Consider the following 21,448-nt stretch of genomic DNA (forward strand, 5'->3'; position numbering starts at 1 on the left):
TTGGTTAATTAAATTTTTTCAACAATTAGCAGGTTATGGTTTTCAATGCGGATTACTTTTACCACACTTCCGGTTTCGATTTTATCATTTTCGGTTAAAGCCGCTAGTTCATGAATACTGCCGCCCACACTGATTTGCACTTTTCCCGTTCCTGATTTTCTTTCCGGAATGGTTAAATACACGGTTCCGGTTTTGTTAATGGTTTTTTCGTAGGTAAACGAGTTGTCTTCGCTCAGTTTCAGCAATTGTTTGATGATGAAGAAGAAAACGGCCACAAAGAACAATCCGATTAAAATGGCAGCCAGAATTAAAACGGCTTTGTTTTCAATCAGGTTGTACAAGGAAATGCCGCCCCAGCTGAATCCTAATAAAAAGTTGATTAAGTTTCGGAGGGTGAACAATTCGAACGGCATATCACCGTCGTGGGTTTCGGTCTCAAAATCGGTTTCGGTGTCTGCTCCACCCAATCCCATAAAAGTAGCAACGGTTTGGATTAAAAAGAACAGACTTACCGGCAAAGCGATATACCAGAACGCTTTGAGCAAAGAATCATAATTTTCCAGGAAGGTCATAATTTGGTTGTTTACTGTTTTTACGGAGTATTCTTAAAAAAGTTACAAATTATTTTGAAAATAGTGACACAATTTTCAGGATTTGGAAGCTGATTTTGTGTATGACCTTTACCGTTTAGCCCTGATGGGAGCGACATCTTTTTACACCAGACAGGTGTAAAAAATACAGCGGACAGCAGGAATAGGGAATCCAAAAACGCACTGACCATTCGCTCCAAAAAAATACCCGACTGATTCTTTTAAAAACCAGTCGGGTACAACCAAAAAACCAAAATAAAAAATATGAAAAACTATTACTCTTCTTTGTGTGTTTGATTTCTAAAGACTAACTGTCCGTCGAAACTGTCTAACAGGATGATACTGTCTGTGGTTACTTTTCCGGCAAGAATTTCTTTGGAAAGCTGGTTTAAAACTTCACGCTGAATCACACGTTTTACCGGTCTTGCTCCAAAAGTAGGATCGTATCCTTTTTCGGATAAGTACGCAATGGCTTCGGGAGTGGCATCCATCGTAATGTGTTGTTGTGCCAGCATTTTGATGACGCTTTTTAACTGTAAACCAACGATTTCGCGGATGTTTTCGTCTGTTAGCGGCGTGAACATCACGATTTCATCGATACGGTTGATGAATTCCGGACGCACGGTTTGTTTTAGCAAGCCCAACACTTCTGTTTTGGCTGCTTCGGTAGCCGCTTCGATACCGCCTTTTAAATTTTCGAATTTCTCTTGTATGATGTGACTTCCCATGTTGGAGGTCATGATGATGATCGTGTTTTTGAAATCCGCCAGACGGCCTTTGTTGTCGGTCAAACGTCCTTCGTCCAAAACCTGTAACAGGATGTTGAAGGTGTCCGGATGCGCTTTTTCGATTTCGTCCAAAAGCACTACGGAATACGGTTTTCTTCGCACGGCTTCGGTAAGCTGACCGCCTTCATCATAGCCCACATATCCCGGAGGCGCACCTACTAAACGGCTTACGCTGTGACGTTCCTGATATTCGCTCATGTCGATTCGGGTCATCGCGTTTTCATCGTCGAATAAATATTCTGCTAGAGCTTTCGCCAATTCGGTTTTTCCGACTCCGGTCGTTCCTAAGAACAGGAAGGAACCGATAGGTTTTTTAGCATCCTGTAATCCGGCGCGGCTTCTGCGGACAGCGTCACTGATGGCCTGAATCGCTTCTTCCTGGCCGACTACTCTGTGGTGCAATTCGTCTTCGAGTTTCAGTAATTTTTCGCGTTCGCTCTGCAGCATTTTGGTTACCGGAATTCCAGTCCATTTGGCTACTACTTCGGCGATGTCGTCGTGGGTTACTTCTTCTTTAATCAACGATTTATCCGATTGGTTTTCCTGTAACTGTTTTTGTAAACCGTCCAGTTTTTCCTGAGCTTCTTTTATTTTTCCGTAACGGATTTCGGCTACTTTTCCGTAATCACCGTCGCGTTCGGCACGTTCGGCTTCGGCTTTGAAATCTTCAATTTGCTGTTTTACGTTTTGGATGTTGTCCACCAGATCTTTTTCGGATTTCCAGCGGGTGAAAACTTCGTTGCGCTCTTCTTTTAAGTTCGCCAAATCTAAACCTAAAATTTTCAGTTTGTTCTCGTCGTTTTCACGTTTAATCGCTTCGATTTCGATTTCCAATTGCATGATTTTACGGTCCAAAACGTCTAATTCTTCCGGTTTGGAGTTGATTTCCATGCGCAGTTTGGAAGCGGCTTCGTCCATCAAGTCGATAGCTTTGTCCGGTAAGAAACGATTGGTGATGTAACGCTGTGACAATTCCACAGCCGCAATAATTGCATCGTCTTTGATGCGCACTTTGTGGTGTGTTTCGTATTTCTCTTTGATACCGCGTAAAATCGAAATCGCACTTTCGGTATCGGGTTCATCGATGTTAACTTTCTGGAAACGACGCTCTAAGGCTTTGTCTTTCTCGAAATATTTTTGATACTCGTCTAAAGTGGTGGCACCGATGGCTCTTAATTCGCCTCGTGCTAAAGCAGGTTTTAAGATATTGGCTGCATCCATAGCACCTTCGCCACCTCCGGCACCTACCAACGTGTGGATTTCGTCAATGAAAAGTACGATGTCGCCTTCCGCGGAAGTTACTTCTTTCACTACGGATTTCAAACGCTCTTCGAATTCCCCTTTGTATTTGGCTCCGGCAATTAAGGCTCCCATATCCAAAGAGTACACAACTTTGTCTTTCAGGTTTTCCGGAACGTCACCGGCTACGATTCTGTGGGCTAAGCCTTCTGCAATGGCGGTTTTACCCACACCGGGTTCTCCAATCAGCATCGGGTTGTTTTTAGTTCTTCGGGATAAAATCTGTAGCACGCGGCGGATTTCCTCATCACGGCCAATCACCGGATCGAGTTTGCCGTCATTGGCCAACTGGTTTAAATTTTTGGCGTATTTGTTTAGTGCATTGTACGTTTCTTCGGCTGAGGCTGAGGTTACGCGTTCTCCTTTGCGGATTTCGGCAATCGCGGCTTCCAGACCTTTTTCGGTTACGCCTTGGTCTTTTAAAATTTGCGCAACTTTGCTTTTGGATTTAAAAATGGCTAAGATTAAATGTTCAATCGAAACGTATTCGTCGTTCATTTTTTTAGCAATGATGTTGGCTTCGTTTAACGCGGTTCCGGCTTCACGGGAAAGCATTAAATCGCCGCCCGAAACTTTCGGGAAACTCTGAATGGTGCTGTCCAGAATCTGTTTGAACAGGTTTACGTTTACATTCAGTTTTTTTAAGATGAATGGCGCAACGTTTTCGTCCACCTCTAAAATACCTTTAAAGATGTGTTCGTTTTCCAGCTGTTGCTGGCCGTTACCTTGTGCAATTTGCTGTGCCTGCTGCAAAGCCTCTTGCGATTTAATAGTTAAATTGTTTAAATTCATATCGTTAAATGTTGTTTGTCTGTGGTTGTTTTTGTTTAGCTTTGCATTCAAATAGACAATTTGTGTTCCAAGTGCAGAAATCAGGACAAAATGACTGATTTTGGTTGATTTCCCGTATAAAATTAGGACAAAATGTCTGAAAACGCGACAAATTATGGGGTTTTTTACTACGCTTTTCGGTGAAAATAACAGGAATAAAGAGGAACAGCCAAAGTCCTTTTGGATGTATCTGGAAGAAACGCCGTTGGATGAAATTGAAAAGATTTCTTTTGAAAAACCTGTGGCTATTTTTAAACACAGCACCCGATGTTCGGTAAGCCGTATGGCCTGGAATCAATTCGCGAAGCAGTTTGATATCGAATTTGAGAAGATGGAACTTTATTTTCTTGATTTGCTGGCATACCGTTCCTTATCCAATGAAGTGGCCGAACGATTTGGCGTGGTGCATCAGTCGCCGCAACTCATTGTAATTAAAAATGGTAAGGCGGTTTATGACGCTTCCCACAGTGCTATCGATGCAGAGGATTTGAAAAACTATCTTTAAAATGGCAGTGCAACCTTCCGGAATTTTAGCATTACTTACAGCACACAACCTGTTTGAAAAGGATTTGGTCCTGAAGCGGAATGAATTTCTGAAAGTAGCCGGAACCATTGATACTAACATTTATTTCATAGAAGAAGGAAGCCTCCGGATTTTTATTGAGCAAGAAGGCGAAGAACAAATCATCCGGTTTGGCTATCTGAACGATTTGATTGTTTCGTTAGATTCTTTCCTGACAGAACAACCTTCTGATTTTTACATTCAGGCGATTAAGAAAACAACTGTGAAAATCATCTCTAAGAAAGTTTTTTTCGAATTTATCAACGAAAGTGAAGAGAACCTGAAGCTGTGGAACGCCATCCTTGAAAACTTAGTGTTACAGCAAATGGAGCGCGAAAAAGATTTGCTTATTTCGTCGGTAAACGAGCGCTATTCCAGAGTTTTGAAACGAAGCCCTCGTCTTTTTCAGGAAATTCCGCATAAGTACATAGCTAATTATCTTCGCATGACGCCTGAAACATTGTCGCGTTTGAAAAAGTCTTGATTTCAATCAATTTTTTACTGCGGATTAATGCTGAAATTTGCCTAAAATAAAGATAATGAAAACGAAAGATCTAATTTGGGGACTAAAAAATTCAGTGCATCAGCATATTGATTTTGCACAACAGCTTCAAACTTTATCCGATACAGCGTTAAATTGGAGAACCGATGCGGAAAGCTGGAGTGTTTTGGAATGTCTGGAGCACTTAAACAGATACGGAAATTTTTATCTTCCGGAAATAGAAAAATCGATGCAGAATGCTACAGACGCACCGGATTCCGAGTTCCGTCCGGGTTTATTAGGCGATTATTTTGCCAAGAGCATGCAGCCCAAAGCGAAATTGAACAAGATGAAAACCTTCAAGCAGATGAATCCGTCAGGCAGCACATTAAACAGAAAGGTTATCGATACGTTTATCCTTCAGCAGCATAAGATGTTGGAATTGCTGGAAAATTCACAAAGCGCAAACCTGAACAAAGTAAAAACCGGCATCAGTATTGCGAAATGGATTCGCATCAAATTGGGCGATACCTTCCGGTTTGTGATTTATCATAACCAAAGACATGTGCTTCAGGCCGAAAAAGTTTTGGCTTTTCAAAAGAATGCAATAGAAAAATCCGAAGCCTAAACTCCGGATTTTTTTATTTATTGTTTTACGATTCTCCTGAAATATTCCTTACCGTCAATTGTTGCTTTCAAAAGGTAAATGCCTTTCGCAAACCGGCTGATGTCAATCGTCTTGTTTTGATTGTCCGTCGTTATTTTTTCCGTGAAAATCGTTTTTCCGTTTATATCCATTACTGTTATATCAAAATGTTCGGCTATGATTCCTTTAAAAGCCAGCGATACAAAATCACGGGCCGGATTAGGATAAACCGTAAATGTGAAGTTTTCGGATGCTGTATTTTCCTCTGAAATTTTAGCCGCACAACCAATCGCTGTAACCGATCGTGTTCCGTTGGAATTATTCAAGGTTCCGGCGCTGTTTTTAGCTTTCATGGAATAGGTGTACGTCGTTCCGGCCGTAATCAGATAGGTGTTTAAAAAACTGGTTCCGGTTACATCGGAAGCGTATAAATTGCCGTTGCGGTAAATATCGTAGCTTGTGGCATTAGCCGAAGCCGTCCAGGTCAGGTTAACGGCGCTGGTACTTCCGCTGCACGTTGCTGTGGCTGTTAGGGTGAAGGCTCCCGGAGCACAGGTTATGGCGGTAGCCGATAAAGTTCCGTTGGAATTATTCGTGGTTCCGGTCGCATTTTTGGCTTTGATGGAGTAGGTGTAACTGGTCCCGACGGTAATGTAAGTATTCAGGAATTGGGTTCCGGTGATATTGCTTGCATAAAGCGAACCGTTCCGGTAAATATCATAGACTGTGGCGTTGGCCGAAGCCGTCCAGTTCAGTCGGATTTGGCTGGTTGTTCCGCTGCATTCCGGAGTTGCGGTGAACGTAAAAGCTCCCGGAAGCGGAGACGAACAGGTAACGCCTAAATTAGATTTTAAAGAGTTGAAGTAGGAAAGGGCAAACGTATCGCGCCACGCAGAACTCGTCAGTTTGGCAGCATCCGCAGAATCCACAAAACCAAGTTCGTTCAGGCATCCGGTTGCAGTCGAATATCTTAAAACGCCCAAATGATAACCCAAATAACTGTTGTCTTCCACGCATCTTCGGTTGTTCAAGGCTCCGTTGGTTGTCATATCGTTTTGGATTTTCTGTGCGAAAGCAATATCCGGCGCTGTGTTGGTGTCATCAGCAGTGCAATAGAATGTTTCGGTTCCGGTTCCGCCGCCTGCGTTACAGTGAATGCTCAATAATCGGTCGGCGTTCCAGTTGTTGGCCATGGTGGCCCGTTGTGTTACGGAAATCCAACTGTTCAAATTGGTGGTCCGCGTCATGTGGACGGTCCAGGCAGCGCAGGAATTTTGGATTAAGGCTCGGGTTCTTAAGCCTACTTCTAACGAGGTTTCTATTTCGGTGGCGGTTCTTCCGTCGGGATTATCGCTTGTGGTAGCACCGTAACCGTGTCCCGGATCAAGTACTACAATTTGTGCATTTACTGTAAACATGGCTAAAAGGGCAAAAAGCAGTGTGATAATTTTTTTCATGGCTTAGAATTTTAAAGTTGAAACATAGAGTTTTCCGGTTTTTTCATCCGTAAAAAATACCTGATTGTTGCCGTACAGCGACGGGAACATTTCAATCTGATTTTCCGTAGACGTAAGTTTGACAGTTCGTGAATTTTCAACATCAAACAGTAACAGTTCGGAATTGTCCACGGAATGGCCGTCATGGCTTTCGTCTAAAAATCCGATAAGATAGCGGTCGTCTTTAGACCATCCGGTCACTAATCCGGTACCGACGTATTTTCCTTTATCGGTTCCGTTAACATCATAAACCCAAATATCCGCGCCTTTATGAACGGCTACTTTTGTTCCGTTATTGGAAAGAATTGCGTTGTAGAATTGGCCTTCGTCATTGGTTACGGTCCAGCTTTTCGAAGTTTTCAAATCGGTTGCTTCAATTTTTAATGTGGACGGATTCGTATGTACCACGATTTCCGTTTTACCCTTGTAAGCCGGAAGGAAATTATGATTTAAATCCAGGTCTTTCGATTTTTTCTGACCGATGGTATAAGCTTTTACTTTGGCATCGGAGAAATATTCTTTTTCACTTTTTGTTTTAAAATAGAACGTTTTACTGTCGGAATTCCAGGCATAACCATAACCGATTCCTTCTTCCGGAGCTACGGGCGTAACTTTTTTGGTCGTCATGTCTAACAGATACACTCCGCGATTGTGTTCTTTGGTCAGTAAAACATATTTTCCGTCTGGTGAAGCAACGGGATTGGTAAAGGAATCCTTAAGTTTAATTTCCTTTGGTTTGGAGAATTCCTGCGCCTGCAACGCTATCCCCAGAAACAATGTGGCAACGAGTAAAAATTTTGTTTTCATAAAAAATTGTTTTGAATTAGTAGTAAATGTACTACAAAATAATTTTAAAACAAAAAAAACACCTTGATTTTAAGGTGTTTATTAGTATAAGGTTTAAAAGATTATCGTCGGAACTTATTCCGTGTGATGATGGCTTTCAGTTTCGCTTTTAAATCTTCCCCGCTATCGTAAACCATTTGCTCGTTACTTGGGAACGGAACGGCTCTGCGGTCAAAATAGGGAAGATAATCCGTGTCACAGGCATTTCTGTCTCCGTTGTAATTGGCGTAAATGTATTCAAATACAAACTCGCTGGTTAGTGGAAAAGTATCAATTAACTGGTTTGTTCTGAAATCAATATAATCTACTTTGGCCGTAACATTACAAGCCTTAAACTGGCGGAATTCATAAACATTGGCGCGAATCGTTTTGAAATTATCCACTTTAATCGGATTGCCTAAACTGTCTTTCACGACATTTCCGTTGGCATCCAACAAGGTTTTGGTGCCGTCTTTAATTTGTTTTTCTTTGATGAATTCTTTCTCTTTAACCTGTTCCGGAGAAATGTTAATCTGACGGAAATTCACAATCAAACCGTAATCATAGTTGATGCCTTTTTGTTTGTTGCTGTGGTAAACCGTCCATTTGTCATTTAATCCGAAAGTACTGAAATCAAGTAAATCGCTTTGCAGACGTGCCGGAATAACCATGTTGGTTTCGTTTTTGGTATACACGTTTACGAAATCCGTTCCTTTGAATTGCGCCTCGTCCATCAGTTGTTTCACATCTTTATAACCGGGATTGATGCTTTCCAGATAAGCGAAATCATCATACGCACGACGGTAACTCATTTTGTCGTTGGTTTTCAACAGTAGTTTAGAGTTATCATACAAGTATTTTGACAGTGCATTTTTGCTGTTTACAATCTCATCGGAATAATCGTCAAAAGGGAAAATCGCATTACGGCCTTCTTTGATTAATCGCAAAGGCAACAACGGACGGATTTTCTCCTGACGGGCATTCAATTGTAAATATGTATTGTAAATCTTTTCCAGATTGGCGGGATTGGCATCTTTGGACAACATTTCAACAGTTCGCAAATCGCGTTCTTTGGCTTTGGCAAAGGCTTCTTCCATCAAATAAATGTAATCCTGTTTTCCTTTGGAAGTTTTGTTGGTGCGTAAGGCTTCGGCGGCACGATAAATGGCACCGTCGTAATCGCCGTCACTCAGCATGCTTTGGGTTTGTTTCACCCCGCAGGAATAAACGAAAATCAGCAATAAAAACAGTGAAGTAATTTTTTTCATAAACGGTTAATTTTAGCAAATATAAAAGTTTAGTACAAATTTCAGGCCATAAAAAAACTCTGAAGTTGATTTTCAGAGTTTTCTTAATATTTTTGAGTATTATTTAATTGGAAGCGGAGGAAGTAACTTGCTCGAAACTTCTCCAAACCCGATTCGCACCTCATTGTTTTTACAATATCCTCTCATAATAACGGTATCACCGTCGTTGATGAATTTACGCTCGGAACCGTCATTCATTTTGATTGGATTTTTACCTCCCCAAGTTAACTCGAGCATCGAACCAAAAGAATCTTCCGTTGGTCCTGAAATCGTACCGGAGCCCATCATGTCACCGGAATTGATTCGACAGCCGTTGATGGTGTGGTGCGCCAATTGCTGGCTCATGGTCCAGTACATGTATTTTAAATTCGATTTGCTTACGACAGTTTCTTCACTGTTTTCCGGCGCAATCGACACTTCTAAATTAATATCAAAAGCGTGGTCGCCGGTTTGCTGTAAATAAGGAAGTGGCGTAGGCTCCTGTTTAGGCGATGAACAACGGAAAGGTTCCAAAGCATCCATCGTTACAATCCAGGGAGAAATGGACGAAGCAAAGTTTTTGGCCAAGAACGGCCCAAGCGGCACGTATTCCCATTTCTGGATATCACGCGCTGACCAGTCGTTTAACAATACCATTCCGAAGATGTAATCTTCTGCTTCTCCAACCGGGATGTTTTCGCCCATGATGTTGGCATCGGTAGTGATGAAAGCGGTTTCCAATTCGAAATCCACCAACCGGGAAGGACCGAATACCGGAGCAGTTGCATCAGCCGGCATGGTTTGTCCCATTGGACGGTGTACCGGAATCCCGGAAGGAACAATTGTAGAACTTCTTCCGTGGTAACCTACCGGGATGTGCAACCAGTTCGGCAATAACGCATTCTCAGGATCGCGGAACATTTTACCCACATTGGTAGCGTGTTCTCTGCTGGAATAAAAATCCGTGTAATCACCAATATGAACTGGTAACTGCATTTCCACATCGGCAATATTGAAAATCACTGCGTCGCGGTGTGCCTGATTGTCTCTCAGTTCGGAATTGTTGTTGTCAAAAATGTCTGCTAAACGGTTGCGAACGAGCCTCCAGGTTTTTTTACCGTCTGAAATGAAGTCGTTCAACGTATCCTGCATGAACATATCGTCGGTCAGATCAATACCTTCAAAGTAGCCCAGTTGTTGTAAGGCTCCCATATCGATGGCATAATCTCCGATTCTCGTGCCAATGGTTACCACATCTTCTTTCGTTATGAAAACCCCGAAAGGAATATTCTGGATAGGGAAATCACTGTTTTCGGGAACTGGTAACCAAGAGGTTCTATTTGGATCATTTGCTGTTATAGGCATAATGTTGTGTATTTATTAAAAAATGTATTTTCAGTTATCAAATATACTTTCAATTGGGATTTTACCAAACACTTTTCGTATTTTTGAGCTCGATTTAACAAAATATTTGAAAATGCAACGCGACGAACAAATTTTCGACTTAATTCTTGAAGAACAAGAGAGACAAATCCACGGATTAGAACTTATTGCCTCTGAAAACTTCGTTAGCGACCAGGTGATGGAAGCTGCGGGTTCAGTTTTAACCAATAAATATGCAGAAGGTTATCCGGGAAAAAGATATTACGGTGGTTGTGAGGTAGTGGATGTTATCGAGCAAATTGCTATCGACAGAGCCAAAGCCCTATTTGGTGCGGAATATGTAAACGTACAGCCACACTCAGGTTCCCAGGCCAATACAGCGGTTTTGGCAGCTTGTTTAAAACCCGGTGATAAATTTTTAGGTTTCGATTTATCGCATGGCGGACACTTAACGCACGGTTCTCCGGTAAACTTCTCGGGTAAATTATACAATCCGGTGTTTTACGGTGTAGAGCAGGAGACAGGCCGTCTGAACTACGATAAAATTCAGGAAATTGCCACTAAAGAACAACCGAAATTAATCATCGCCGGAGCTTCGGCATATTCCCGTGATATGGATTTCAAACGTTTCCGTGAAATTGCGGATTCGGTTGGTGCTATTTTAATGGCGGATATTGCTCACCCGGCAGGTTTAATTGCAAAAGGGTTGATGAACGATCCGATTCCGCATTGTCATATTGTAACTACGACTACGCACAAAACATTGCGTGGGCCTCGTGGAGGTATGATCATGATGGGGAAAGATTTTGAAAATCCTTGGGGTTTAACTACGCCAAAAGGAGAAATCCGTATGATGTCGCATGTATTGGATATGTCGGTTTTCCCTGGAAATCAAGGCGGTCCGTTAGAACACATTATCGCGGCTAAAGCTGTAGCTTTTGGTGAAGCTTTGACAGACGAGTTCTTCCACTATGCAATGCAAGTACAGAAAAATGCTAAAGCAATGGCGGAAGCTTTCGTAAAAAGAGGCTACAACATCATCTCAGGGGGAACAGATAACCATATGATGTTAATCGATTTAAGAAACAAGGGAATCTCCGGTAAAGAAGCAGAAAATGCGTTAGTAAAAGCAGAAATTACCGTAAACAAAAACATGGTGCCTTTTGATGATAAATCGCCATTCGTTACTTCCGGTATTCGTGTAGGAACGCCAGCCATCACCACTCGTGGTTTAGTGGAAGCCGATATGGAAACGGTTGTAGATTTAATCGACAGAGTAATCATGAACCACACCAACGAAGAAGTGCTGGAACAAGTTGCCGATGAGGTAAACGACATGATGAGCGAAAGAGCGATGTTTGTTTTCTAAACAGCGTTATATTATAAAAAGAAAGTCCTTCAAATTATTGAGGGACTTTTTTTGAAGCAATTGGTCTTAATTCTTGTGTCGGATTCTTTTAATCAACTTATAAATTTCAAACCACAAGACCGAAATGCCTGCTACGGTAAGCGCAAACATAATTTCATTAAAAGTAAGGGTGGCGACCTGAAAAAATCGGGAAACCGGTGTAATGAAAAGAATTGAAAAAAGCAATGTAAGTGTAGCAAGTGTGATGCCCAACAATAACAAATTTCTGTTTTTGAGGCTTTCAAAAATGCTGTAATAGAAAGATCGGTTGGTATAACTCAACAATATATTGCTAAAAATAAGTGTCGTAAAAACGATGGCTCTTGTTTTTTCTTCGCTGCCTCCGTTTTGTACGGTATACTGATAAGCAAATAACACGCCTGCTGTAATTACCAAACCCTGAATGATGCTCATAATCAGTTCTTTCCAGTTCAGGAAGGTTTCGGTCATTTTTCTGGGTTTCTGCCGCATGGTGTTTTTTTCCATGGGTTCGTTTTCGTACACGATGGAGCAGGTTGGTCCCATAATCAGTTCAAGAAAAATTACATGGACGGGCGTAAAAATAGTTGGGTATTTCCATCCTAAAAATAAAGGAAGGGAAACTGTCAGGATGATCGGGATATGAATCGAAATGATGTATTGCACCGCTTTTTTGATGTTCGCATAAATCCTGCGCCCGGCGGCAATTCCGGTAATCAGTTTGTCCAGATTGTCGTCTACGATTACTAAGGATGCGGCTGCTTTGGCAATTTCCGTACCTTTATTTCCCATGGCAACCCCGATGTGAGCCGCTTTCAAAGCCGGAGCATCATTTACGCCGTCGCCCAGCATGGCCACCACTTCATCGTCTTGTTTTAAAGCCTTAACCATCGCTAATTTTACTTCCGGAAACATACGGGTAAACAAGGTGGTTTTCTTAGTCAATGCTATCAGTTCTGAGGGTGTGTTGTTGGTGATTTCCGCACCATTTACCGCCGATGTGGAATTACGGATTCCCGCCTGCAAAGCAATGGCTTTGGTGGTATCGGCATTATCGCCTGTAATTACTTTTACTTTGATGCCGGCGTCGTATATTTTTTGAAAAACATCCTGAATGCCTTGTTTCGGCGGATCGTAAAATACGGTAAAGCCTAAAAATTCAAAAGAAAAATCTTGTTGCTTTTCCGGGAAATGGTTTCCGGTAAACGTTGATTTGGCGACACCCAAAACGCGATACCCTTCTTGTCCGAAAGTCTGGATTTTTTTCCGAAGCACTTCTTTCTGCTGTTCGGTTAAATCTGAAACGGCAAGAATAGCTTCCGGCGCTCCTTTGGCTGCAATGATTCGCTCTCCCGAATGGTTCTCGAAAAGATGCGTCATCATGGGTGGTTTGCCGTCCAGCGGATATTCGTGTATCATCCGGAACTCATTTCGTCTGTCGGTTTGCTGAGTTTGTTCGTAGATGTTGTGGATTGTTTTTTCCATCGGATCAAACGGCACCGGTTCGCTGCTCCACATGGCGTAGGTTATCAGTTGTGATAAATCTGTCTCTTTAAACTCGTCGTGATTATAAGTTTTGTCGGTCTTGAAATCGTACAACTGCTTCAAATGCATAGTGTTTTCGGTAATTGTTCCGGTTTTGTCGGTACAAATTACGGTAGTACTGCCGAGTGTTTCCACCACGCTGCTTTGTTTGATAATAATGCCTTCCCGCATCAGTTTCCATGCGCCTAAGGCCATAAAAGTGGTAAAGGCAACGGGGATTTCTTCCGGTAAGACCGACATGGCCAGCGTAAGACCGGTCAGTAAACTCTCAATGATGCTTCCGGTTTGGTAAAAACTATAAATCCAGACCATCAGAAATACTGCAATCCCGATATAAGCCATGTTTTTGACAAAACGGGTAATCTGCTTTTGTAACGGAGAAACTTCTTCCTTGATTTCCTTAATTGATTGGCCTATTTTTCCCAGCCGTGTATTTTTCCCGATTGCCGTTACTTTAATCACGGCCAAACCCGAAACAACCAAGGTGCCGCTGTACACATTCGCATCGGTAGTGTCGCTGCTTTTAAAAACGGAAAAGCTTTCGCCTGTAAGCGAGGCTTCGTTCACTGAAAAATCATTGCTGTGGACGATTTTCCCATCGGCATTAATCATTTTTCCTTCTTCTATGATGCACAAATCGCCAACTGTAATTTCATGAGTGGGAACCTGAACTACTTTGCTGTTTCTGATGACGATACTTAAAGGTTCGTTGAGTTTTTCAAGCGCTTCCAACGCAATTCTGCTGCGGTTGTCCTGATAGAAAGAAATGGCAGAAACCGCCACAATGGCGCCAAACATAAACAGTGCTTCGGTATAATTGCCTACAATGACGTAGATTATTGAAACGGCAATCAGCAGCAGTAACATCGGTTCTTTGAGAATATTGAAGAGCAAATAGTACCATGAAGATTTTTGTTGGCCGTCAATCTGATTGTAACCAAATTCCTTTTGGGATTTTTTTACTTCTTCGTCTGTAAGCCCTTTTAAATGGTCTGGAATATTGTACGACATTACTACTGTATTTTGATAAGGGATCAGTTGTACTACAAAGCTAATCAAAAACCTTCCTAAAACATATATTAGAAAAATTTCTGAATCAGCTCCGGAACAAATGCATTTTAGGCATCCGGAAATAAATTTAACCCTTTTTAACGCTTTCTGTGAAAAATTTAAGAATGGAATAGTTTTTGATTTACTATTTTTGAATTCAAATACCAAAAACGTGAACTATTTATACGCATTACTTCTGGCCTTATTTTTTTCTGCGGCCGCTTTTGCCCAACCCGATAACGGAAAGAAAACCGTTGTAATTCCGCGTGTGAAAGATCCGGAAGTAAAAGCAAATACTACACCAGCAACCATTGCTGAACCCCGTTTCAAAGCTATGGAGTTTGCCGAATCGGTATTGGACAAAGACAAACCGTTAACGTTCCCAAAAGAAGGAAACAAACCTTTCCAGATTGGAGAAACAGCAGAAAAGAAACCGGAACAGTTTGCCAATCCGAGGGAAATCCCGAAAAATGCCGTGCCGAAATTTCAAGGTGATGAGAACACAAAAGTTTTCCGCAGAAACCAATCTTTTGGAGAATTCAGAACCAAATCGAACATGGTTAAAATTTTGTGCAGAGATCATATGGCGGAAGATGGCGATATCGTAAAAGTAATGATCAATAATATGGTGGTGAATGCCCGCTTATTTCTTACGAACGGCTTTAAAACCATCGAAGTCGGTTTAACCCCGGGCTTTAATAAAATTGAATTTGAAGCCTTGAATCAGGGAACTTCCGGGCCAAATACGGCAGAATTCCACATTTTTGACGATAAAAATCAGTTAATCACCGCAAATCAATGGGACTTGGCGACGGGGTTTAAAGGTTCCGTAATGATTATCAAAGAATAACAACAAAAGAACTCCAAATTTCAGTTTGGAGTTTTTTTATGACCTTTATCAGTAATTCCTTCATAAAATTCCAGTAAATTTGGTAGTGTGGAGTGAATAGGTTAATTGTTTGCATTTCAATCCAATCAGCTTATGATAAGGTTAAAAGTAGTTGTTTCTGTTGGCGTTTTACTGTGGTTAACAGCCTGCAAAGATAAAAGTTCGGGCATTCAGCCAACGGTTGGCGCCATTACGCAGAGTGTTTATGCTTCCGGGGTTATAAAAGCAGACGGACAATATATTGTTTATCCGAATGCCAGCGGAGTACTGAAAAAAATCAATGTAACAGTAGGCGATACCATCGTAAAAGATCAACCGTTGTTTGAACTTGACAACGATAAAGCAGCATTATCCACCGAAAGTGCCCGTTTGGCCTATCAGTTAAGCAATGAAAACAGCCGGTATATTCAGGATAAAATTACCGAACTCGAATTAGCCGTACAAAACGCAAAAGACAAACTGAAACTTGACGAATCCCTTTACAACAGAAATGTAAGAGTAAAAGATCAGGGCGGCATTTCAGAAGTCGATTTTGAAAGGGTGGAGTTAGCCTATAAAAGTTCCAAACTGGCTTACGAAACGGCACAAAACCGGTTAAACCAATTCCGAATACAGGCCAAAAACGAACAATCCCGAAGCAATGTGAATCTTCGTTTAAGCGAAAAGTCGCAAAGTGATTTTACGGTAAAAAGTGCTTTTTCAGGGCTGTTGTTCGATATTTTGGCAAAAGAAGGAACGCTGGTTTCTCCGCAAACACCTTTGGCCGTAATTGGTAAGGCAAATGCTTTTCTGTTAGAGTTGGAAGTCGATGAAAACGATATGGTTCAGGTAACCACCGGACAAAAAGTACTGGTAACACTCGACAGTTACAAAAATCAGGTTTTTGAAGCCGAAGTACACAAAATCTATCCGATTATGGACGAACGCTCCCGAACCTTTAAAATTGAAGCGCTGTTCACGGAAATTCCCAAAAAGCTATATCCGAATTTAACGGCCGAAGCGAACATCATCATCCAAACCAAAAAACAAGCCGTCACCATTCCGAAAAACTACCTGATTGATAAGGAATATGTTTTGGTAAACGGCGACGAAAAACGAAAAGTAAAAACCGGCCTTTCCGATTATCAGTACGTTGAAATTCTTGAAGGCTTAAAAGCCGGTGAAACGATTTATCCCGCAGAAGAATGAATTACAGACTGATTCTGAATATTGCCGTTCACTTACTTCGGGCCCGACTGAAACAAACAATTGTGGCCGCTGCGGGCGTAACGTTCGGAATTGCGATGTTCATTACGCTTTTGGGTTTTATGAACGGTTTAAACGATTTGCTGGACGGGCTGATGCTGAACCGAACCCCGCACGTACGCCTATATAACGAAATAAAACCTGTGGAAAATCAGCCGGTTAATTTGTCGGAAAAGTATAAAAATGCTACGAATTTCATCACTTCCATCAAACCTAAAGACAGAGGAAAAGCCATCTACAACAGTAAAACCATTATTAAAGTCCTGAAAGAAGACAAGCGAATCGTGGATGTGGCACCCAAAGTATCCACGCCGGTTTTCTTCAATTCCGGAACGATTGAAATTTCGGGTATTATCAATGGGATTTCTGTGACGGCGGAAGAAGAACTCTTTAAATTCAGCGATTACATAACAGACGGAAATATTGCTGATCTGGAGCAAAACAACAGTATCATCATCGGTTCCGGACTGGCGAAGAAAATGATGCTCGAAAGAGGTGATATTATAAAAGTCACCACCCCGAAAGGCAATTTGGCATCGTTAAAAATCGTCGGAATTTCGCAAATAGGGATTGCTGAAATTGATGATGTGATGAGTACCACGTCTTTAAGCACGTCGCAAAAAATCCTTGGAGAATCGACCAATTATATTACGGATATTCAGTTGAAATTGCACGATATCAGTCTGGCTCCGCAATTGGCTAAAGAGTTCAGTACTCAATTTGGAGTGGATACCATCGATTACCAAACGGCCAATTCCCAATTTGAAACCGGCAGCACGGTTCGGAGCATCATTTCCTATGCGGTTGGAATTGTTTTGCTGATTGTGGCCGGTTTCGGAATTTACAACATTCTGAACATGATGATTTATGAAAAAATGGACAGCATTGCCATTTTAAAAGCCACCGGATTTTCAGGCAATGATGTCAAGTGGATTTTTCTTTCGCTTTCGATGATTATCGGTATCGCAGGAGGAATTTTAGGCCTGATTTTCGGTTTGCTGTTTTCCGGTATAATCGATACCATTCCGTTTGAAACCGCTTCCTTGCCAACCATTAAAACGTATCCGATTAATTACAATATGCTGTATTATATAATAGGAATTACATTCGCATTGGTTACAACGGTCATTGCAGGACTGTTGCCCGCCCTGAAAGCCAGTAAAATAGATCCTGTTGAAATTATTAGAGGAAAATAGTCATGAGTGATATCGTACTGGAAACCAAAGGACTAACCAAGTATTTTTACGAACCGACAAAGTTTAAAGTGTTGGACAATATCACCATGAGTGTCAATCACGGTGAATTTGTGTCTATCGTCGGGAAATCCGGATGCGGAAAATCGACGCTGTTGTACCTTTTATCAACGATGGACACCGATTACGAAGGGGAAATTCTCATTCATGAAGAATTGGTTACCGGACAGTCCGACAATGATTTGGCGCGCATCCGCAACGGTAAAATCGGTTTTGTGTTCCAGTTTCATTATTTGCTTTCCGAATACAACGTCCTGAAAAACGTCATGCTGCCCGGACTGAAATTACAGCAGTATTCCGAAGCCGAAATAGAACACCGCGCCATGGAGCATTTAAAAACGCTCGGCATGGAAGATCAGGCGCTTAAAATGCCCAATCAGCTTAGCGGCGGACAGAAACAGCGCGTTGCCATTGCCCGGGCTTTAATCAATAACCCCTTGATTATTATGGGTGATGAACCGACGGGCAATCTCGACAAAAGAAACAGTGATCTGGTGTTTGATATTTTTAAGGAACTTACGCAGGAATACAATCAGACGCTTTTGGTTGTTACCCACGATCCGGATTTTGCCGCGCGAACCAATCGTATCATCACCATGGAAGACGGCAAAATTATCGTCTAATCTTTTATAATTAAATTGTACTTTATCAGCAGCCCTTTGATGCCTTCTGAGGAGAAAATGGCGCGTTTCAGTCTGGTTTTTTCAGGGTCGATGGTGAAATCGAAGCTCGTGTAAAAATCGGCTTTTTCGCAATTGGCATCGGTGAAAACGGCTAAGCGTAAATTGCAATTGTCGAAAAGTGCTTCCGATAAATCGGTTTGCATAAAATCGACGCTTACCATGCTGCAATTGGTGAAGGTAATTTTCTTCAGTTTCAGCGCATAAAACTGAGCGTAATCCAGCAAACAGGTGTTAAAGTGAAATTCGTGAATCACCTGATCGGTCATCGCAAAATTTACGGAAGTGAAATTACAGTGGTTAAAAAGCGCATTGCGAAATCCGACATGACCGATTTTAGCCTCTTTAAAATTGCAGTCGTAAAACGTACAGTCGATAAAAAGCGTTCCGGAAAAGTTGGCCTGCGTGAAATCGCAATTGAGAAACGTACAGTTCTCGAATTCTTTCCGTTGAATTTCGTAGGCACCGAAAATCGTGTTTTTGTATTCTTTGTCGTAGATGAAATCCGAAGTCATTTTGTCTTATTTCCGGCAAATATACATTAATCCGGGTTGGCAATTTTCTCAATTTTGGATAAGGTTACCGGTTTGCTGATAAAACCCTTTATGCAGCCATACGTTAATGCTTTTTCTTTGTCTTCTTTGGCAATGGAGGAACTTACAATATAGATGCTGGTGTCTGCATTAAACCGGTTCCGGATGGAAACAATTTCATCGAGGAAATCCCAACCGTCCATAACAGGCATTTCAATATCTAAAAGAATAACATCGGGCAAGGCTGCGGATTGCTGAAAATAGGATATTGCTTCCAAACCATTAGTAAAAGAACTGACAATCGGGAAAAAAAAGCTTTTCTCAATTATTTTTTTGGTAACTAACTGATAAATTGGGTCGTCATCGATAATACAAATGGTTGCTTTGCTCATCGTTTAAAATACACTTTTATAACCGTTCCGGTTCCCGGTTCGCTTTCCACTTCAATTTTTCCCTGCATCGTATCGATTTGATTTTTAGTGATAAAAAGCCCAATACCTTTCGATTCTGGATTGTCTGTAAATGTTTTGTACATTCCGAAAAGTTTATGGCCGTTTTTCTTTAAATCAATTCCTATTCCGTTGTCTTTCACACACATTACAAGATAATCATTTTCCTCATAAGTTTTCAGTTCAATAACCGGATTTCTTTCCGGATGCGAATAACGAATACTGTTCGAAATCAGATTGAGCAATATGCTTTCAAGATAAGCCGCATTATATTTAACGTTGCAGTCGTCTGAAATAGTATTGAGTATCGTTGCGTTTTTCTTCATAATCTGATTGCTCAGAATATTTTCCGTTTTACGGATGTATTCGTTGAGGTTCAGCAATTCGATAGAACGGTTTATATCGGTCTGAACGGAAACCACATCGTTGAGGTTGTCCATGGTTTCAGTAAGCGCTTCTGAAACTTTTTTCAACAGGCCGAGCAGCTCCTTTTTTTCGTTTTCATCTTGGCTTTCTTCAATTAAATTGGTAAGCGATTCAATATTGCTGGTATGCGACCGGAGATTGTGAGAAACGATATGCGAGAAATCTAGCAACCTTTTATTTTGTTCTGTGAGCAATTGTACCGAATGATTCAGATCCAGTTCAAATTGTTTTGTTTTTGAAATATCGATTAAGATACCTCTAAATTTAAACGATTCGTCATTTTCAATAAAAATGCTCACGATGTCTCTTACCCAAACGACATTGCCGGCTTTGTTAATCATGCGATATTCCCAGGTATGCGGTTGTTTCTTTTCCGCACATTCTTTTGAAAATTTTGTAACCCATTCCCGGTCTTCGGGATACAGATGATCGTACCAGAAATTATCATCGCTTATCCATTCTTCTGCAGTATAACCTAAAATATCTTTGGATTTTTCACTAACAAAAGTAACACCGGGCTTATCCGGATAACCTTCCCACACAATCCCGTCAACAGTATTGATGAGCGACTGAATGTTTTGTTTGGATAGCAATAAATCCTGTTCCACCTGTTTACGCTTTGTGATGTCTTCCACAATAGTCATATGACTTGAGGGTTTTTCATTTTTGGTCCATAAAGGTGAAACCGTAATATTAACCCAAATGATACTGCCATTTTTATGGAAATACCTTTTTTCGAGAGAAAAACCGTCAATTTCGCCGTTTCTGAGACGTTCCATTTGTTTTAAATCGGCTTCCAGATCGTCCAGATGGGTAATCATCATGAAATCCATGGTTTTGATTTCCTCCTGAGTATAGCCGATTTGCTCGCAAAATTTGTCATTGGCATCAATGAAGGTTCCGTTAACCGAGTTGGTGTGGGTAATTCCAAGACCGGCATGCTCGAACAACGATTTGAAAAGCAGCTCGTTTTTAATGATTTTTTCGGTCTGGATTTTTACCAGATTTTCCAGTTCGTACGGTCTTCGAAGTACTATGTTTACAAGCATTCCGCTTATGATGGACAAGATAAAAGTAAGGAACAGTACAGGAATGAATTCTTTAATTAAAGCCGTATCGCTTTTTTCGATAATGTATAATTTCCAGTCGCCTTCGGGAATGGAGACACTTTTGAAATTTTTGTCTTTGAAATCGGAACTTTCGTTAAGAAAAAACTGTTCGGTTTTGGTTTTCAGATCTGTTTTAGACAATTGAAAATAAAAACGGTCATCGTGCAGAGAACTGATTCCTGCAGCTCTCATAAAGGTTGAAAACCGGATGACTACAGCCGAAAAACCCCAGAATTTTCCTTTTTTAAAAACGGGTAAGCGTCCTACAATTCCCATTCCGCCTTGTTTTAATTCTACCGGCCCTACGTAATACATTTTACGCGTTTCAATGGCTTTCATGGCAGCATCTTTATGCAGAGGGCTTGTTAAAATGTTGAAATTGGCAGCTGCTTCATTCCCTTTTTCCGGGTAGGTATATTTAATGATTCCGTCTGGGACCAATTGTACGGCGTCTATGGAAGTATTGTAGCTTAAAAGTTGCTTTCCGGCTTCTTCAAAGTTTTTGGGAATTCCGTTGTCGTCTATGGTGAGGGCCATTCCTGTTGTGGTGGCATAGCTGTTTTTGAGGGTTTGTTCGATATTCTGATGAACAATGGTAAGCAGATTTTCCATTTCAAACTGTCTGTTTTTCTTGACAACCTGATACCTGAAAAACAAAGTCAGATTCAAAACAAACAAAACCAAGATAAAAACAA

General features: G+C 41.2%; 18 protein-coding genes. 8 read left to right on the forward strand and 10 right to left on the reverse strand.

Annotation, left to right across the window (positions count from 1 at the left end):
• Positions 1-8: 8 nt before the first annotated feature.
• Positions 9-572: an NfeD family protein gene (locus G498_RS0103540; protein ID WP_026979891.1), complete on the reverse strand. Its 564-nt coding sequence runs from the start codon at positions 570-572 to the stop codon at positions 9-11.
• A gap of 293 nt (positions 573-865) precedes the next feature.
• Positions 866-3,469, reverse strand: coding sequence for an ATP-dependent chaperone ClpB (gene clpB / locus G498_RS0103545; protein WP_026979892.1), 2,604 nt, complete (start codon positions 3,467-3,469; stop codon positions 866-868).
• 154 nt (positions 3,470-3,623) lie between these two features.
• Between clpB and ytxJ the strand changes: the two genes are divergently transcribed.
• The 3 genes from ytxJ to G498_RS0103560 are packed head-to-tail and all read left to right on the forward strand — an operon-like array spanning position 3,624 to position 5,179.
• Positions 3,624-4,013 carry a bacillithiol system redox-active protein YtxJ gene (gene ytxJ, locus G498_RS0103550; protein WP_026979893.1) on the forward strand — a complete coding sequence of 130 codons (390 nt, stop codon included), beginning with the start codon at positions 3,624-3,626 and terminating at the stop codon, positions 4,011-4,013.
• 1 nt (position 4,014) lies between these two features.
• A complete protein-coding gene (locus G498_RS0103555) occupies positions 4,015-4,554 on the forward strand; it encodes a Crp/Fnr family transcriptional regulator (RefSeq protein WP_051269678.1) in 540 nt (179 codons plus the stop codon).
• Positions 4,555-4,609: 55 nt separating this feature from the next.
• Entirely contained in the window at positions 4,610-5,179 is a 570-nt protein-coding gene (locus G498_RS0103560; protein WP_035743876.1) for a DinB family protein, read from the forward strand.
• A 17-nt stretch (positions 5,180-5,196) separates the two neighbouring features.
• Here the strand turns inward: G498_RS0103560 and G498_RS0103565 are convergent, their stop codons facing one another.
• From G498_RS0103565 to fahA, 4 genes are all read right to left on the reverse strand, one after another.
• Positions 5,197-6,654: an N-acetylmuramoyl-L-alanine amidase gene (locus G498_RS0103565; RefSeq protein WP_026979896.1), complete on the reverse strand. Its 1,458-nt coding sequence runs from the start codon at positions 6,652-6,654 to the stop codon at positions 5,197-5,199.
• Between the two features lie 3 nt (positions 6,655-6,657).
• Positions 6,658-7,500, reverse strand: coding sequence for a TolB family protein (locus tag G498_RS0103570; RefSeq protein ID WP_026979897.1), 843 nt, complete (start codon positions 7,498-7,500; stop codon positions 6,658-6,660).
• A 101-nt stretch (positions 7,501-7,601) separates the two neighbouring features.
• A complete protein-coding gene (locus G498_RS0103575) occupies positions 7,602-8,786 on the reverse strand; it encodes a hypothetical protein (protein WP_026979898.1) in 1,185 nt (394 codons plus the stop codon).
• A 99-nt stretch (positions 8,787-8,885) separates the two neighbouring features.
• Complete coding sequence (fahA, locus tag G498_RS0103580; RefSeq protein ID WP_026979899.1) at positions 8,886-10,169, reverse strand: fumarylacetoacetase; 1,284 nt, start codon at positions 10,167-10,169, stop codon at positions 8,886-8,888.
• 112 nt (positions 10,170-10,281) lie between these two features.
• Between fahA and glyA the strand changes: the two genes are divergently transcribed.
• Entirely contained in the window at positions 10,282-11,556 is a 1,275-nt protein-coding gene (gene glyA, locus G498_RS0103585; protein WP_026979900.1) for a serine hydroxymethyltransferase, read from the forward strand.
• A gap of 66 nt (positions 11,557-11,622) precedes the next feature.
• Here glyA and G498_RS0103590 read toward each other — a convergent pair whose 3' ends face one another.
• The gene (locus G498_RS0103590; RefSeq protein WP_026979901.1) at positions 11,623-14,130 is read right to left on the reverse strand and encodes a cation-translocating P-type ATPase; all 2,508 of its coding nucleotides are present in this window, start codon (positions 14,128-14,130) and stop codon (positions 11,623-11,625) included.
• Positions 14,131-14,341: 211 nt separating this feature from the next.
• Between G498_RS0103590 and G498_RS15330 the strand changes: the two genes are divergently transcribed.
• The 4 genes from G498_RS15330 to G498_RS0103615 all read left to right on the forward strand — a co-directional run bounded on the left by G498_RS15330 (position 14,342) and on the right by G498_RS0103615 (position 18,179).
• Positions 14,342-15,019 (forward strand): hypothetical protein, encoded by a 678-nt coding sequence (locus G498_RS15330; RefSeq protein WP_131387658.1) that lies wholly within the window; start codon positions 14,342-14,344, stop codon positions 15,017-15,019.
• Between the two features lie 132 nt (positions 15,020-15,151).
• On the forward strand, positions 15,152-16,246 hold the full coding sequence (locus tag G498_RS0103605; RefSeq protein WP_026979902.1) for an efflux RND transporter periplasmic adaptor subunit: 1,095 nt from the start codon (positions 15,152-15,154) through the stop codon (positions 16,244-16,246).
• Entirely contained in the window at positions 16,243-17,499 is a 1,257-nt protein-coding gene (locus tag G498_RS0103610) for an ABC transporter permease (protein WP_026979903.1), read from the forward strand. Before G498_RS0103605 ends, G498_RS0103610 begins: the two co-directional genes overlap by 4 nt.
• Positions 17,500-17,501: 2 nt before the next feature.
• Entirely contained in the window at positions 17,502-18,179 is a 678-nt protein-coding gene (locus tag G498_RS0103615; protein ID WP_026979904.1) for an ABC transporter ATP-binding protein, read from the forward strand.
• On the opposite strand, the gene G498_RS0103620 is transcribed toward G498_RS0103615, so the two are convergent.
• The 3 genes from G498_RS0103620 to G498_RS0103630 are packed head-to-tail and all read right to left on the reverse strand — an operon-like array spanning position 18,176 to position 21,365.
• Positions 18,176-18,751, reverse strand: a complete 576-nt coding sequence (locus G498_RS0103620; RefSeq protein ID WP_026979905.1) for a pentapeptide repeat-containing protein — start codon at positions 18,749-18,751, stop codon at positions 18,176-18,178. The genes G498_RS0103615 and G498_RS0103620 overlap by 4 nt on opposite strands.
• 26 nt (positions 18,752-18,777) lie before the next feature.
• Entirely contained in the window at positions 18,778-19,161 is a 384-nt protein-coding gene (locus G498_RS0103625) for a response regulator (RefSeq protein ID WP_026979906.1), read from the reverse strand.
• Positions 19,158-21,365, reverse strand: a complete 2,208-nt coding sequence (locus tag G498_RS0103630) for a PAS domain S-box protein (RefSeq protein WP_051269682.1) — start codon at positions 21,363-21,365, stop codon at positions 19,158-19,160. Before G498_RS0103630 ends, G498_RS0103625 begins: the two co-directional genes overlap by 4 nt.
• Positions 21,366-21,448 lie beyond the last annotated feature (83 nt).

Origin of the sequence: Flavobacterium suncheonense GH29-5 = DSM 17707 (assembly GCF_000430025.1) — a bacterium.
Taxonomy (GTDB): domain Bacteria; phylum Bacteroidota; class Bacteroidia; order Flavobacteriales; family Flavobacteriaceae; genus Flavobacterium; species Flavobacterium suncheonense.